Below are 14,096 nucleotides of genomic sequence, written 5' to 3' on the forward strand. Positions count from 1 at the left end.
GCCGTCCCGTTCGGGTCACGCGAGGTGCGCAGCGATCAGGCTGCGGCGTCCTTCAGCTTCTTCAGCGGACGAACCTTGACCTTCACCGTGGCGGGCTTGGCAGCGAACCACTGCTCTTCCTTGGTGAACGGGTTGATGCCCTTGCGCTTCGGCTTGGCCGGCACGTTGACGGCCGTGATCTTCAGCAGGCCGGGGAGCGTGAAGGCGCCAGCGCCCTTCTTGTTGACGGAGGCGTGCACGGCGCTTTCCAGCGAGGCCAGCACGGCGCGGACGTCCTTGGCGGCGACGGCGGTCGCTTCGGCGATGTGGGCGACGAGGCCCGACTTGCTCAGCGCTTCCTTGATCGGCTTCGGCGCGGCCGGCTTGGCGGCGGCCTTCGGTGCAGCTTTCTTGGCGGCCTTTTTCGGCGCGGCCTTCTTGGTGCTCTTTGCCATGTGTCCTGTCTCTACGGTCGAGTGGTTGGGTAATCGGGCCGATCGCATCGGCAAGCGAAATGTAGGGCAAAGCATTCGCGCCGCCAAGAGCGATTGGCATCGAAAGCCGCTTTTTTTCGGTTTTTTTTCGATTCGGCACCCGAAGTGGCGGAAATCACCGCATGGAATGCCCTTATTCCGGGTGCGGATGTGCGCCTGGGGCGGCATCCGGCGCGTGTCTGCGACCGGATGCCGCACCTGCACAACTCACTCTTCGTCGTGGTGCGGCTTGTAGGCGTCCACCAGTTTCTGCTGCACGTTCGGCGGCACCGGCTCGTAGTGGCTGAAGTCCAGGCTGTAGCGTCCCTGTCCCGCGGTCATCGACTTGAGCTCGGCCGCGTAGCCGTCCAGTTCCGCCAGCGGTACCTGCGCCTTCACCACGATCTCGCCACGCACCGCATCGGTGCCGTTGATGCGTGCGCGCTTTCCGGCCAGACCGCCGGTGATGTCGCCGACCTGCGCTTCCGGCACGGCGACCTCCAGGTCCACGACTGGTTCCAGCACCTGTGGTCGGGCCTTGGACACGGCATCGAGGAACGCCTTCTTGCCGGCCGCGACGAACGCGACTTCCTTGCTGTCCACCGGATGATGCTTGCCGTCGTAGACCGTCACCCGCACGTCCTGGATCGGATAGCCCGCGAGCGCGCCCGCGCCCAGCGCCTGGCGCACGCCTTTCTCCACGGCAGGCATGAACTGGCCGGGGATGGTGCCGCCCTTGACCTCATCGGCGAACTGAAAGCCGCTGCCGCGCGGCAGCGGTTCCACCCGCAGGAACACCTCGCCGAACTGCCCGGCACCGCCAGTCTGCTTCTTGTGCCGGTGGTGGCCTTCGGCCCTGGCGCCGATGGTCTCGCGATAGGCGATGCGTGGCGGCCGCGTTTTCACCTCCACGCCGTGCCGTTCCTTCAGGCGCTCCAGCATCACCCGCAGGTGCAGGTCGGAGAGCCCGCGGATCACCGTTTCGTTCAATTCCGGCTGGTGCTCCACGACGAACGCGGGATCCTCTTCGGACAGCTTGTGCAGGGCGGTCGACAGCTTTTGTTCCTGGCCCTTGCTGGCGGCTTCGATCGCCAGGCCGAACATCGGCTTGGGGAAATCGATCGGCGCCAGGTGGATGTGGTCCTCGTCGTGGCTGTCGTGGAGCACGGCGTCGAAATGCAGGTCCTCGACCTTGGCCACGGCGGCGATGTCGCCGGGGATGGCCTGGTCGACTTCCACGTGGTCCTTGCCCTTGAGCTTGAACAGGTGGCCGACCTTGAACGGCTTCTTGCCGTCGTCGACGAACAACTGCGTGTCCTTCTTCAGCGTGCCCTGGTACACGCGGAAGATGCCCAGCTTGCCGACGAACGGATCGTTGACGATCTTGAAGACGTCGGCGATGACGTGCGCGCGCGGATCGGGCACGGCCTCGATCGCCTGCGGACCGGCGCCATTGAGTTTCACGAACGGCGGCGGATTGGCCTCGGCCGGATTCGGGAACAGGCGTTCGGCCACGTCCAGCAGTTCCTTCACGCCCACGCCCGTGCGCGCGGAGGCGAAGCACACCGGCACCAGGTGGCCTTCGCGCAGGCACTGTTCGAAGGCATCGTGCAGTTCTTCGCCCGACAGGCCGCCTTCGCCTAGGTCCAGATAGTGCTCCATCACCGTTTCGTTGATCTCCACCACCTGGTCGATGATCTTCTGGTGCCAGTCGGCGACATCGCCCAGGTCGGACGTCCCGGTCGATTGCCAGAAACAATCGATGACCGCCTTGCCGCCGTCGGCAGGCAGGTTGAGCGGCAGCACTTCGGCGCCGAACTCCTCGCGCAGCGCGGCGAGCACACCGGCGCAGTCCGCACCCTCGTGGTCGATCTTGTTGATGACGATGGCGCGGCAGAGGTTGCGCTGGGAGGCGCGATCCATCAGTCGCCGCGTGCCGTGGGCGACGCCGCTGTCGGCATCGACGACGATCAATGCGGTTTCCACCGCGGAGAACGCCGACAGGGCGGGGCCGCGGAATTCCGGATAGCCGGGCGTGTCGATCAGGTTGACGTGCATGCCGCCGTGGTCGGTGCTGGCGATGGCGGTGTCGATGGAGTGGCCACGCGTTCGCTCCATCGGGTCGTGGTCGGAGACCGTGGTGCCGCGTTCGATGGTGCCTGCCACCTGGAGGGCGCCGCCGGCATGCAGCAGGGCTTCGAAGAGCGTTGTTTTGCCGGCGCCGGGGTGGCCTGCCAGGGCCACGTTGCGGATCTGTTGTGTGCTGTACGACATGAGGCCGTTCCTCCCGTAGGTTGGGTCGAAGGGCCGTCATGGCTGTCCGGGCTGAGCGCGTCCCGTGAGCGTGCGCTCGGCGGGCGGTCATGGCGGGCGGCCAGCATCCGCGCGTGCGGGGGAGGGGTCAAGTCGCACTGCGGTACATGGCGTGAACATCCCTCGGTGTACCCTTCGCTTCCCCTGACCCGAGGAGCACGACCATGGCTTTGAAGCGTTACGCGGATGCGGTGTGGGCTGGCGATCTGCAGTCCGGCAAGGGCAGCCTGAGCACGCCGCAGAGCGGCCTGTTCGAAGGCCAGAACTATTCGTTCAAGACCCGCTTCGGCGACGAGAAGGGCACCAATCCGGAAGAACTGCTGGCGGTCGCCCATGCCGGCTGCTTCACCATGGCGTTGTCGGCGGTGCTCGGCAAGGCGGGCTTCACGCCCGACAAGCTGCAGACGCGCGCCGAGGCGACGATGGAACCGGGCATGGATCCAGGCCCGACGATCACCGCGATCAAGCTGACCGTCTCGGCGAGCGTGCCGGGGATCAGCGCGGCGCAGTTCGAAGAGATCGCCCAGCAGGCGAAGGCGGGTTGCGTGATCTCGCGCGCGCTGTCGGTGCCGGTATCGCTGGAGGCGACCCTGCTTTGACGGGCGCACGGGCCGCCTTGTTCGTGCACGGCGCGGGCGGTGGCGGCTGGGAGTGGAATGTGTGGCGTGGCGTGTTCGAGGCGGCGGGCTTCCAGGTGGCGGCCCCCGACCTCATGCCCGTGCGTGGCGACGTGGCGGCCACGCATATCGAGGACTACCAGGCGCAGGTGCGCGCGGCGTTGGCGGCATTGCCGCGGCCGCGCGTGCTGGTCGGTGCGAGCCTGGGCGGATTGCTCGTACTGGATGCCGCCGAGGGTGCGGATGCGGTGGTGCTGGTGAATCCGTTGCCGCCGGCGCCGTGGCACGTGGACATGCCGGCACGCGACTGGCCCGATGTGGTGCCATGGCGGCGCGACGCGCGATTGTCCGGCACGCGCAGGGCACTGCCCGAGGCGGACGACGCAACGACGTTGTACGCGTTCCGCCACTGGCGCGACGAGTCCGGCGCCGTGCTTCGTGAAGCCCATGGCGGTGTCGCGGCGGAACGCCCCGCATGCCCGGTGCTGTGCGTGGCGTCCGCGCATGACGATGACGTGCCGCCTGCGATCGCGCGCGCGATGGCCGAGGCGTGGGGCGCGGACGTGCTGCAAACGGTTTCAGGTTCGCATGTCGGGCCGTTGCTCGGGCGCGAAGCGGCCGGCATTGCCGCGCAAGCTGTCGAATGGCTAAACCGGGCCGCGAAAACCGGCTGAGTTCAGCCATGTTTCACCCGCATCAGCCGAGCATGCCAGCACGCCAATCCGGCGTGGGGGAGTACCCGACATGAAGCGTCTATCCGCCACCGTGCTGGCCATCGGCCTGCTCGCTTCCGGCGTGGCATCCGCGCAGTCCACGCGCTATTACGGCACGACGGACCGCTACGGCGACGAACCCTATTACGACTACGCGCGCGTAGTGCGCGTCGACCCGGTCATCGACAACGGGTATGGCCGCAATGACGGCTACACCAACACGACGACGGGCCAGCGTTGCTATTACCGTGAAGCCGATGACGTCTACGCACGCGATACCTATCGCGATGGCTACCGCAACGACGGTTACAACGATGATCGTTACGGCGACGACAGCTACTACGGCGATCGCCGCTATCCCGACCGCAGCAACGAATCGGGCCGTACTGTCGCCACCGTGATCGGCGGCATCGCCGGCGCGGTGCTGGGCAGCAAGGTCGGCGACGGCAGCGGCCGTTATGTCGGTACCGCGGTCGGCTCGATGGTGGGCGGCATGGCGGGGCGCTCGATCTACGACAACGCGCAGCGTGATCGTCGCGTGCAGCGGGGACAGGTGCGCGTCTGCGATCCGGTGCCTGCCGGCAACAGTCGTTACGGCGATGACTATTACGGCGACGGTCGCGTCAGTGGATACGACGTGACCTACGAGTACGGCAACCGTACCTACCACACCCGCACCGACCATCATCCCGGCGACCGCATCCGCATCCGCGTGGATGTCCGTCCCGAATAAGCCTTCGCACCGGTTTCTTTTGCGGACGCAGCGTCGCAGGACAGGGGTATGCCGCAAGCGAGGGGCCGCAAGGCCCCTCTTTTTATTGCCGTGCGCGGCGCCATTGCGCATAGTCGCGCCCTGGACCGATACGGGAGAGCGGCATGCGGCGTCTGGCGTGGTTGACGGGATTCGGCGTGGGATGCGTGGTCATCGCGGGCATGGCCCACGCACAGGTCCACGTGCTGACGGCGGGGCGCGTGCACACCTCCGATCCGGCGCACCCGGTCGCGCAGGCGATCGCCTGGGATGCGCGGGGCCGCATCCTCGCGGTCGGCGGCGCGGATGAATTGCGCGCGCGCTACCCCGATGCGCGCCGCGTGGATGCCGCTGGCAAGACCGTCATTCCCGGGCTGATCGACGCGCACGGCCACGTGATGGGTCTGGGTTACGCGCTGATGCGCGCCGACCTGGTGGATGCGCGCGACAAGGCCGACGTGATCGCGCGGTTGCGCGAGTACGAGAAGCAACTGCCCACCAATGCATGGCTGCTGGGCAGCGGCTGGGACCAGAACGACTGGCCCGAGAAGACGTTCCCGACCGCCGCCGACCTGGACGCTGCGTTTCCCGACCGCCCCGTCTGGCTCGAGCGCGTCGACGGCCATGCCGGCTGGGCGAACAGCGCGGCGTTGCGCGTGGCGGCGGCACGTGCGTCGCGCCCGTTGACCGGCGACTGGCAACCCGACGGCGGGCGCATCGAACGCGTGGACGGGCGGCCGAGCGGCGTGTTCGTCGATGCGGCCATGTCGCTCGTCAACGCGGTGGTGCCGGCGCCCGATGCGGCCTATCGCCGACAGGCCCTGGAGAAGGCCGCGCAGACAGCCGTGCGCCATGGCCTGACGGGGGTGCACGACATGGGCGTGTCGCGCGAGGACCTGGCGCTGATGAAGCAGTTCGCCGATGAAGGGCGCCTGCCGCTGCGCATCGATACCTACGCCGACGGCAACGGCGACGCACTGGCGGATCTGTGCGCGCACGGCCCGTATCGCCACGCGGGCGGCCGCCTGCAGATGCGGGGCGTGAAGCTGTACGCCGACGGCGCCCTCGGCAGCCGCGGCGCCGCGCTGCTGGAGGACTACAGCGACGACCCGGGCAACCGCGGCCTGCTGGTGACCGAGCCGGCGGCGCTGGAAGCGGCGATGCGCAAGGCGCGCGGCTGCCACGTGCAGGTGGCGACGCATGCGATCGGCGACCGCGGCAACCGGCTGGTGCTGGATGCGTACACCCGCGTGCTGGGCGATGCCGCGAAGACCGACCATCGCTGGCGGATCGAACACGCACAGGTGGTGGCACCGGAGGAGTTCCCGCGGTTCGCCGCGCTGGGCGTGATCGCGTCGATGCAACCCACGCATGCGACCTCGGACATGCCCTGGGCGCAGGATCGCCTGGGCCCGACGCGCATCAAGGGCGCCTATGCGTGGCAGCGCCTGCAGGCGAGCGGCGCGAAGCTGGCGCTGGGGTCGGATTTCCCGGTGGAATCGGTCGATCCGCGGCGCGGACTACACGCCGCGGTGACGCGCCAGGACGGACACGATGCGCCCGCGGGTGGCTGGATGCCCGATCAACGCCTGAGTGCGACCGAAGCGCTGCGCGGCTTCACTGCCGATGCGGCATGGGCGGCGCACGACGAGGCGGAGGTGGGCAAGCTCGCTCCCGGCCTGCGTGCGGACTTCGTCATCCTCGACGAGGATCCGCTGACCGTGCCGGGCGAACAGCTCGATGCGCTGCACGTCCGCTCGACCTGGGTGGACGGCAAGCCGGTGTACGAGGTGAAGTAAGTTCTTGCCTCTGTGGGAGCGACGTCAGTCGCGATGGCTCACCGCGACCGGTCGCCCCTGGCGCATTCAAGGACTGCGCGTTCGCGACTGACGTCGCTCCCACAAGAAGCCGCCATCGTTACCAGTCGATCTGACCGGTCACGATGGTGCGCACATGGCCGCCGGACCAGACATCGCCGGCGGCGTCCACGCGCAACTGCAGGCGCGCGTCGTAGCCCACTTCGCGGCCCTGGCTGACGACGTAGCGTCCGTCGCGACCGGGCAACGCGTCGCGCGATGCGAGCCAGGCGGCCAGCGTCGCGTTGGCCGCACCTGACGCCGCGTCCTCGAAGGCGGCGGGCGCGCCGACGAAGGCGCGCACAGCCAGGTCGTAGTCGCGGCCCGGCGTCCGCGCATAGGCGCAGACACCCATGCTCTCGGTAGCGCGCGCCAACGCACTGATCGCGTCCCAGTCCGGTAAGGCGCTGCGGAGCGTGGCTTCGTCGCGCACCTCGGCGAGCCACCAACGGCGGCCACCGTCGACGAGAGCAGGGGGCAGCTCGCCCGGCGCGAGGCCTTCGAGGGCGGCGCCCAGCAGACGGTCGCCCGAGGGATCGCCTTCCTTCACCACCGTCGCGCGCGGCGTGCGCACAGCGATAGTGCGGTCCGCACCGTCTCCATCGACACGCAACGGCAACACGCCCACGACGCCTTCCTGCATCAGCAGGCCGTCGACCGGCGCGGCCAGGCCCGCCTCCAGCACCACGTGCGCGGTGCCGACGCTGGGATGGCCGGCGAACGGCACTTCGCGGCGTGGACTGAACATGCGCACGGCGTAACTCGCGCCCGGTTGGGTGGGCGCGAACACGAACGTCGTTTCGGGCAGGCGCGTCCAGCGGGCGATGGCCTGCATGGCGGCATCGTCGAGGCCGGCGGCATCGAGAACGACGGCCAGCGGATTGCCCGCGCCGGGGCGGTCGGCGAACACGTCCAACTGGACGTAGCGGCGGAGGGTCATGGGGGGGCGTTGTCGCGTGGGGGCCGCGCAGCTTACCAAGTCACCTGGCCGTCGATGACCGACTGCACCTGACCGCCGATCCAGACCTCGCCTTCGTCGTCCACCGTCAGGTGAACGCAGCCATCGCGGCCGAGCTCGCGGCCTTGGCTGGCGAGATAGCGGCCCGCAGTGCCGGGCAACGTGCCCGCGGCACTCAGCGCGGCCGCGATGCAGGCGTTGACGCTGCCGGTGACCGGGTCTTCCGGGATGTTGTCGGCGGGGCAGAACGCGCGTACCGCCAGCTCATGATCGTCGTGCGCGCCGGCGCGGCCGAAGACGGCCAGCCCGACCGCACCCGTGGCCTGTGTCAGCGCGGCGATCGCCGGCAGGTCCGGCTGCAGGGCGCGCACGGCGGCTGCTTCGCGCAGTTCCACCAGCCACCAGACGGGGCCGTTGTTCCAGAGCGCGGCGGGCAGGCCTGCCGTAGGCAGCGAGGCGAGCACCGCATCGCGCTCAGGCAGAGCGGCAGCGACCTCCACCGGGTACGCCCGTGGCGCACGCAGGCGGATCGCGCGTTGCGGGCCGTCGCCCTCCACCCGCACGGGAAGCAGGCCCGCCGCGCATTCCTGCACCAGCGTCGCGGAGGCGGGCACCAGGCCGGCGTGCAGCGCGACCCATGCCGCGCCCACGCTGGGATGGCCGGCGAACGGCAGCTCCTGGCGCGGGGTGAAGATGCGGATGCGGTAGCTGGCGTCGGGCGCGCTTGGGGGCAGGAAGAAGATCGTCTCCGACAGATTGGTCCAGGCGGCGAACGCCTGCATGCGCGCCGTGTCCCAGCCACCGGCGTCCAGTACGACGCCCAGCGGATTGCCCGCGCCGGGGCGATCGGCGAAGACGTCGACCTGCAGGTAGCGATGGGAGGTTCGTTGCATGCGGTACGGTCCGGTCGCGCGCGAGGGCTTCGGCTAGAATCGACGGTTCACGCCCGAAGGGTTCGGGCATCCCTCCCCATTCTATCCATGCCCTCTGCCACCCCCGCGTCTGATCGTTGGATCGTCCTCAAGTTCGGCGGCACCTCGGTGTCGCGTCGCCATCGCTGGAACACGATCGGCAAACTGGCGAAACAGCGGGCGGACGAACAGGGCGCGCGCGTGCTGGTCGTGGTGTCGGCGTTGTCCGGCGTCACCAACGAGCTGACCGCCATCGCCGACGGCGCGGCCGACAGCGCGGAACGCGTGGCGAAGCTGGAGCAGCGCCATCGCGAATTCCTCTCGGAACTCGAGCTGGACGCCGATGCCGTGCTCGGCGACCGGCTGGCGGCGCTGCGCAACCTGCTGACCGATCCGCGCGCCGTGAGCCGCGCGCTCGACTGGCAGGCCGAGGTGCTGGGGCAGGGCGAACTGCTGTCGTCCACGCTCGGCGTGGCGTACCTGCGCGCGCAGGGGCTGGATTTCGGCTGGGTCGATGCGCGGCACTGGCTGCAGGCGAACTTCCTGCCGAACCAGAGCCCGTGGGCGCAGCGGCTGTCGGTGTCGTGCAACACCGCGCCGGACCAGGACTGGCGCCACGCGTTCGCGGGCCAACCGGCGACGATGCTGCTGACGCAAGGCTTCATCTCGCGGCATGCGGATGGCGGCACGGCCATCCTCGGCCGCGGCGGCTCGGATACCTCCGCCGCGTATTTCGGTGCGCTACTCGGTGCGCAGCGCGTGGAAATCTGGACCGACGTGCCCGGCATGTTCAGCGCGAATCCGCGCGAAGTGCCCGATGCGCGCCTGCTGACGCGACTGGATTACTACGAAGCGCAGGAAATCGCGACCACCGGCGCGAAGGTGCTGCATCCGCGTTCGATCAAGCCGTGCCGCGATGCCGGCGTGGCGATGGCCATCCTCGATACCGAAAGGCCTGAGTTGCCGGGCACCACCATCGACGGCAATGCCCTGACGGTGCCGGGTGTGAAGGCGATCAGCCGGCGCAACGGCATCGTGCTGGTGTCGATGGAAGGCATCGGCATGTGGCAGCAGGTCGGCTTCCTGGCCGACGTGTTCGCGCGCTTCAAGAAGCACGGTCTCTCGGTCGATTTGATCGGTTCGTCGGAGACCAACGTGACCGTGTCGCTGGACCCCAGCGAGAACCTGGTGAACACCGACGTGCTGGCCGCGCTGTCGGCCGACCTGGCGGAGATCTGCCGGGTGAAGGTGATCGCACCGTGCACGGCCATCACCCTGGTCGGGCGCGGCATGCGGTCGCTACTGCACAAGCTGTCCGATGTGTGGGCGATGTTCGGTCGCGAGCGTGTGCATCTGATCTCGCAGTCGTCCAACGACCTCAACCTGACCTTCGTGATCGACGAGGCCGATGCCGACGGCATGCTGCCGCTGCTGCATGAGGCGTTGATCGACAGCGGTGCCATGCCCGTCGAAGAGGCCAGCGTGTTCGGCCCCAGCTGGCGCGAGATCAACGGTGCTGTCCGCCATCGCGGTGTGCGCTGGTGGAGTGCGCCTGCCGCCCGCGAACGGCTGCTGTCGCTGGCGCAGGCCGGCACGCCGCGCTACGTCTACAACCTGGACATCGTCCGCGCCCGTGCCCGCGCGTTGGCCGCGATCACGGCCGTCGATCATCGCTTCTTCGCGATCAAGGCCAATTCGCACCCGGCCATCCTGCGGGCGCTGGTGGAAGAGGGCTTCGGCCTGGAGTGCGTGTCGCGCGGCGAGCTGGAGCGCGTGTTCGACGTCGTGCCGGCGCTGCCGATGGAGCGCGTGCTGTTCACGCCGAGCTTCGCGCCGCGCGAGGAGTACGCATTCGCGCTGGAGCGCGGCATCAACGTCACTCTCGACAATGTCGAGGCGCTGCAACAGTGGCCCGAGGTCTTCCGCGGCCGCCGCCTGTGGCTGCGCGTCGACCTGGGGCGCGGCGACGGCCATCACGACAAGGTGAAGACCGGCGGCAAGACCTCCAAGTTCGGCCTGCCGCTGGCCAAGCTGGAGGCCTTCCTCGCGGCGGCCCGCGCGATCGACGTGCGCGTCGTCGGCCTGCATGCGCACCTGGGCAGCGGCGTGGAAAGCGCACAGCACTGGAACCAGATCGCCGATGAGCTCGGCGGGCTGGCCGACCAGATCGGCACCATCGAGACGATCGACATCGGCGGTGGCCTGCCGATTCCCTACGCCGAGGGCGATGAGCCATTCGACCTCGCTGCCTGGGGCGAGGGCCTGGCCGCGATCAAGGCCGCTTATCCGGCGTACCAGCTGGTGATCGAACCCGGTCGCTTCCTGGTGGCCGAGTCGGGCGCGCTGCTGGCGAACGTGACCCAGGTGGTCGAGAAGCTGGGCATCCGCCGCGTCGGCAGCGATGCCGGCATGCACACGCTGGTGCGCCCCGCGCTCTACGACGCCTGGCACGACGTGGCCAACCTGTCGCGACTGGACGACCCAGCGCAGGAGCCCTTCGATGTGGTCGGGCCGATCTGCGAGTCCAGCGACATCTTCGGCAAGCGCCGCAAGCTCGCGTCCGCGACCGCGGAAGGCGATGTGCTGCTGTTCTCCGATGCCGGCGCGTACGGGTTCGTGATGGCGAGCCACTACAACCTGCGGGGTTTGCCTGCGGAAGACGTCATCGAGGTCGGCGATGCCGATCCGGGTTAAGGCCGCCGCACGCGCTTTCTGTTCAACCGGCCATCGACGGCCGATCGCTCTTTCCTTGGATCACGCATGACGACGTTCGACAAATCCAGCATCCGCACCTTCCGTTTCGTCCGCTGTTCCTTCGATGCGGAGACCGGTGTCGCGCGGTTGGTGTACGCCTTCGATGACGGTCCGGAGCTGACCGAGACCGTGACCGTCCCGGGCGCGCCGTTCGTGCTGGACGCCACGCGTGCGCAGGCGGTCGAGCAGGCGGTGCGCCTGCTGCACCTGATCACTGGCGTTAGCTATTACAAGGCGGCCGTTCCGAACGAGATCCGCATCGACGGCTACGCGATCGACGCGGCCACCGCCGTGCTGATGGAGCAGGTGTACGTGCACGGCCTGGGCGAGTTCGCCTACCGGAACGGGTTGAGCCTGCACGGCCGCGTGCGCTTCCCGGTCGGTGCCCAGGCGCCGTCGGCCGCGCCGTCGGCGGGGCTGCGCGAGCACGCGCTGGTCGCCATCGGCGGCGGCAAGGACTCGCTGGTCAGCATCGAGGCCCTGCGTGGCGCGGGTATCGCGCAGACCGTCACCTGGATCGGCGGTTCGCAGCTGATCGCGGCCTGCGCGGCGCGCACGGGCCTGCCGACGCTCAACATCGGCCGCGCGCTGGCACCGGAGCTGTTCGAATACAACCGCCAGGGCGCGTGGAACGGGCACATCCCGGTGACCGCGATCAACTCGGCGATCATGGTGCTGGCGGCGCTGCTGCACGGGGTGGACCAGGTGGTGTTCTCGAACGAGCGCTCGGCCAGCTACGGCAGCATGATCCCCGGCACCGGCGAGGTGAACCACCAGTGGTCGAAGGGCTGGGCGTTCGAGAGCGCGTTCGGCGCGCACGTGCAGTCGCACGTGGCCGCCGACCTGCAGTACTACTCGCTGCTGCGTCCGTTGTCGGAGCTCGCGGTGGCGCGGCAGTTCGCACGCACCGACCATTACGACGCGCATTTCTCCAGCTGCAACCGCAATTTCCATCTGCTCGGCGAGCGCCCCACCAATCGCTGGTGCGGCGTTTGCCCGAAGTGTCACTTCGTATTCCTCGCGCTGGCGCCGTTCATGCCTAAGCCGCGCCTGGTCGGCATCTTCGGCCGCAATCTGCTGGATGACGCCAACCAGACGGGCGGCTTCGACGCGTTGCTGGAGTACCAGGACCACAAGCCGTTCGAGTGCGTCGGCGAAGGCCAGGAGTCGCGCGCCGCGATGGCGACGCTGGGCGACCGGCCGGAGTGGCGCGAGGACGTGATCGTCGCGCGCTTCAACCGCGAGATCCGGCCGCAACTCGACGCATCGGAACTGGTCGTGGCGCCGTTGCTCGAGATCGGCGGCGAGCACCGCATCCCCGTCGCGCTGTGGGAGCGCCTGCGTGCGAATTTCGCAGCTTGAGGGACGGCGTGTCGCGCTGTGGGGGTGGGGGCGCGAAGGTCGCGCCGCCCATCACGCGGTGCGCGCGCGGCTTCCCTCGCTGCCGCTGACGCTGTTCTGCAACGCGCAGGAAGCCGCAGAGGCCGCGGCGCTGGGCGATCCGCTGCTCTCGATGGAAACCGAAGTGGCCGCCGAGCGCCTGTCGGCGTTCGAGATCGTCATCAAGTCGCCCGGGATCAGCCCGAACACGCCCGCCGCGGTGGCTGCGGCGGGCGCCGGTACGCGTTTCATCGGCGGCACCGGTCTGTGGTTCGGCGAACACGCGGGCGCCGACGGCGTGGTCGCGCACACGTTCTGCGTCACCGGTACCAAGGGCAAGAGCACCACCACCTCGCTGCTGGCGCACCTGCTGCGCGCGGCAGGCAGACGCACGGTGCTGGCCGGAAATATCGGCTTGCCGATGCTCGAAGTGCTGGATCCGCAGCCGGCGCCGGACGAGTGGGCCATCGAGCTGTCCAGCTACCAGACCGGTGATGTCGCCGACAGCGGCGCACGCCCGGACGTGGCGATCGTGCTGAACCTGTTTCCCGAGCACCTGGACTGGCACGGCAGCGAAGCACGCTACATCGAGGACAAGCTGAAGCTCGTCACTGGTGCGCACCCGCGCATCGCCGTGCTCAACGCCGCCGATCCGCGCCTGGCTGCGCTTGAGCTGCCGCGCATCGCCGTGCGCTGGTTCAATCATGCCGAGGGCTGGCATCTGCGCGAGGACGACCTGTATCGCGGCGACGTGTTCGTCATGGATACCCGCCCGCTACCGCTGCCGGGGCGCCACAACCGCAGCAACCTGTGCGCCGTGCTGACTGCGCTGGAAGCGCGGGGCATCGATGCGCTGCCGCTGGCGGCGCATGCGCAGTCGTTCCGTCCGTTGCCCAACCGCCTGCAGGCGATGGGTACGCGCGACGGCATCACCTGGGTCAACGATTCGATCAGCACCACGCCGCACGCCACGCTCGCCGCGCTGGAGTGCTTCGCCGGTCGGCGCATCGCGCTGCTGGTGGGTGGGCACGACCGTGGGGTGGACTGGTCCGATTTCGCTTCGCACATGCGCCATGACGCGCCGGCCACCATCATCACGATGGGCGCCAACGGCCCGCGTATCCACGCCTTGCTGGCGCCTGTGGCGCGCGAGGTGGGGTTCACGCTGATCGGCGTGGAGACATTGCCGCAGGCGATCGCCGCCGCACGCGAGGCGTTGGGTGGTGAGGGCGTGGTGTTGCTGTCGCCCGGCGCCCCGAGCTTCGGTCAGTACCGCGACTACGTGGCGCGCGGCCGCCACTTCGCGGAACTCGCTGGGTTCGACCCTGACGCGATCACGTCGATTCCCGGCTTGGGTGCCGGCTGAGGCCGCATGCCTCGTCAAATCGCTT

General features: G+C 69.0%; 11 protein-coding genes. 7 read left to right on the forward strand and 4 right to left on the reverse strand.

What is annotated here, in order from left to right; translation table 11 throughout:
- Positions 1–35: 35 nt before the first annotated feature.
- Positions 36–434, reverse strand: a complete 399-nt coding sequence (locus tag BM365_RS15000; RefSeq protein WP_062351169.1) for an HU family DNA-binding protein — start codon at positions 432–434, stop codon at positions 36–38.
- A 246-nt stretch (positions 435–680) separates the two neighbouring features.
- Positions 681–2,726 carry an elongation factor G gene (gene fusA / locus BM365_RS15005; protein ID WP_093490309.1) on the reverse strand — a complete coding sequence of 682 codons (2,046 nt, stop codon included), beginning with the start codon at positions 2,724–2,726 and terminating at the stop codon, positions 681–683.
- 203 nt (positions 2,727–2,929) lie between these two features.
- Here fusA and BM365_RS15010 point away from each other — a divergent pair, with 203 nt between their 5' ends.
- The 4 genes from BM365_RS15010 to BM365_RS15025 all read left to right on the forward strand — a co-directional run bounded on the left by BM365_RS15010 (position 2,930) and on the right by BM365_RS15025 (position 6,645).
- A complete protein-coding gene (locus tag BM365_RS15010; protein WP_056878156.1) occupies positions 2,930–3,364 on the forward strand; it encodes an OsmC family protein in 435 nt (144 codons plus the stop codon).
- Positions 3,361–4,056 (forward strand): alpha/beta hydrolase, encoded by a 696-nt coding sequence (locus tag BM365_RS15015; RefSeq protein WP_158253486.1) that lies wholly within the window; start codon positions 3,361–3,363, stop codon positions 4,054–4,056. The genes BM365_RS15010 and BM365_RS15015 overlap by 4 nt, the downstream gene beginning before the upstream one ends.
- Positions 4,057–4,126: 70 nt before the next feature.
- The gene (locus tag BM365_RS15020) at positions 4,127–4,828 is read left to right on the forward strand and encodes a glycine zipper 2TM domain-containing protein (protein ID WP_093490311.1); all 702 of its coding nucleotides are present in this window, start codon (positions 4,127–4,129) and stop codon (positions 4,826–4,828) included.
- Between the two features lie 143 nt (positions 4,829–4,971).
- Positions 4,972–6,645 (forward strand): amidohydrolase, encoded by a 1,674-nt coding sequence (locus tag BM365_RS15025; RefSeq protein WP_093490312.1) that lies wholly within the window; start codon positions 4,972–4,974, stop codon positions 6,643–6,645.
- Positions 6,646–6,763: 118 nt separating this feature from the next.
- Here the strand turns inward: BM365_RS15025 and BM365_RS15030 are convergent, their stop codons facing one another.
- Both BM365_RS15030 and BM365_RS15035 read right to left on the reverse strand, forming a co-directional pair.
- Positions 6,764–7,642: a PhzF family phenazine biosynthesis protein gene (locus BM365_RS15030; RefSeq protein WP_093490313.1), complete on the reverse strand. Its 879-nt coding sequence runs from the start codon at positions 7,640–7,642 to the stop codon at positions 6,764–6,766.
- Between the two features lie 32 nt (positions 7,643–7,674).
- Positions 7,675–8,553: a PhzF family phenazine biosynthesis protein gene (locus tag BM365_RS15035; RefSeq protein WP_093490314.1), complete on the reverse strand. Its 879-nt coding sequence runs from the start codon at positions 8,551–8,553 to the stop codon at positions 7,675–7,677.
- Between the two features lie 87 nt (positions 8,554–8,640).
- Between BM365_RS15035 and BM365_RS15040 the strand changes: the two genes are divergently transcribed.
- The 3 genes from BM365_RS15040 to murD all read left to right on the forward strand — a co-directional run bounded on the left by BM365_RS15040 (position 8,641) and on the right by murD (position 14,071).
- A complete protein-coding gene (locus BM365_RS15040) occupies positions 8,641–11,265 on the forward strand; it encodes a bifunctional aspartate kinase/diaminopimelate decarboxylase (RefSeq protein ID WP_093490315.1) in 2,625 nt (874 codons plus the stop codon).
- Between the two features lie 66 nt (positions 11,266–11,331).
- Positions 11,332–12,687 carry a UDP-N-acetyl-alpha-D-muramoyl-L-alanyl-L-glutamate epimerase gene (murL, locus tag BM365_RS15045; protein WP_093490316.1) on the forward strand — a complete coding sequence of 452 codons (1,356 nt, stop codon included), beginning with the start codon at positions 11,332–11,334 and terminating at the stop codon, positions 12,685–12,687.
- Complete coding sequence (murD, locus tag BM365_RS15050) at positions 12,668–14,071, forward strand: UDP-N-acetylmuramoyl-L-alanine--D-glutamate ligase (RefSeq protein WP_093490317.1); 1,404 nt, start codon at positions 12,668–12,670, stop codon at positions 14,069–14,071. The genes murL and murD overlap by 20 nt, the downstream gene beginning before the upstream one ends.
- Positions 14,072–14,096: the final 25 nt, after the last annotated feature.

This window comes from Pseudoxanthomonas sp. YR558 (assembly GCF_900116385.1).
Classification (GTDB): Bacteria; Pseudomonadota; Gammaproteobacteria; order Xanthomonadales; family Xanthomonadaceae; genus Pseudoxanthomonas_A.

What these genes read in the sequence shown, in the direction of transcription:
- BM365_RS15000 (WP_062351169.1), bottom strand. Translation starts at nt 434, where the DNA reads ATGGCAAAGAGCACCAAGAAGGCCGCGCCGAAAAAGGCCGCCAAGAAA.
- fusA (WP_093490309.1), bottom strand. Translation starts at nt 2,726, where the DNA reads ATGTCGTACAGCACACAACAGATCCGCAACGTGGCCCTGGCAGGCCAC.
- BM365_RS15010 (WP_056878156.1), top strand. Translation starts at nt 2,930, where the DNA reads ATGGCTTTGAAGCGTTACGCGGATGCGGTGTGGGCTGGCGATCTGCAG.
- BM365_RS15020 (WP_093490311.1), top strand. Translation starts at nt 4,127, where the DNA reads ATGAAGCGTCTATCCGCCACCGTGCTGGCCATCGGCCTGCTCGCTTCC.
- BM365_RS15025 (WP_093490312.1), top strand. Translation starts at nt 4,972, where the DNA reads ATGCGGCGTCTGGCGTGGTTGACGGGATTCGGCGTGGGATGCGTGGTC.
- BM365_RS15030 (WP_093490313.1), bottom strand. Translation starts at nt 7,642, where the DNA reads ATGACCCTCCGCCGCTACGTCCAGTTGGACGTGTTCGCCGACCGCCCC.
- BM365_RS15035 (WP_093490314.1), bottom strand. Translation starts at nt 8,553, where the DNA reads ATGCAACGAACCTCCCATCGCTACCTGCAGGTCGACGTCTTCGCCGAT.
- BM365_RS15040 (WP_093490315.1), top strand. Translation starts at nt 8,641, where the DNA reads ATGCCCTCTGCCACCCCCGCGTCTGATCGTTGGATCGTCCTCAAGTTC.
- murL (WP_093490316.1), top strand. Translation starts at nt 11,332, where the DNA reads ATGACGACGTTCGACAAATCCAGCATCCGCACCTTCCGTTTCGTCCGC.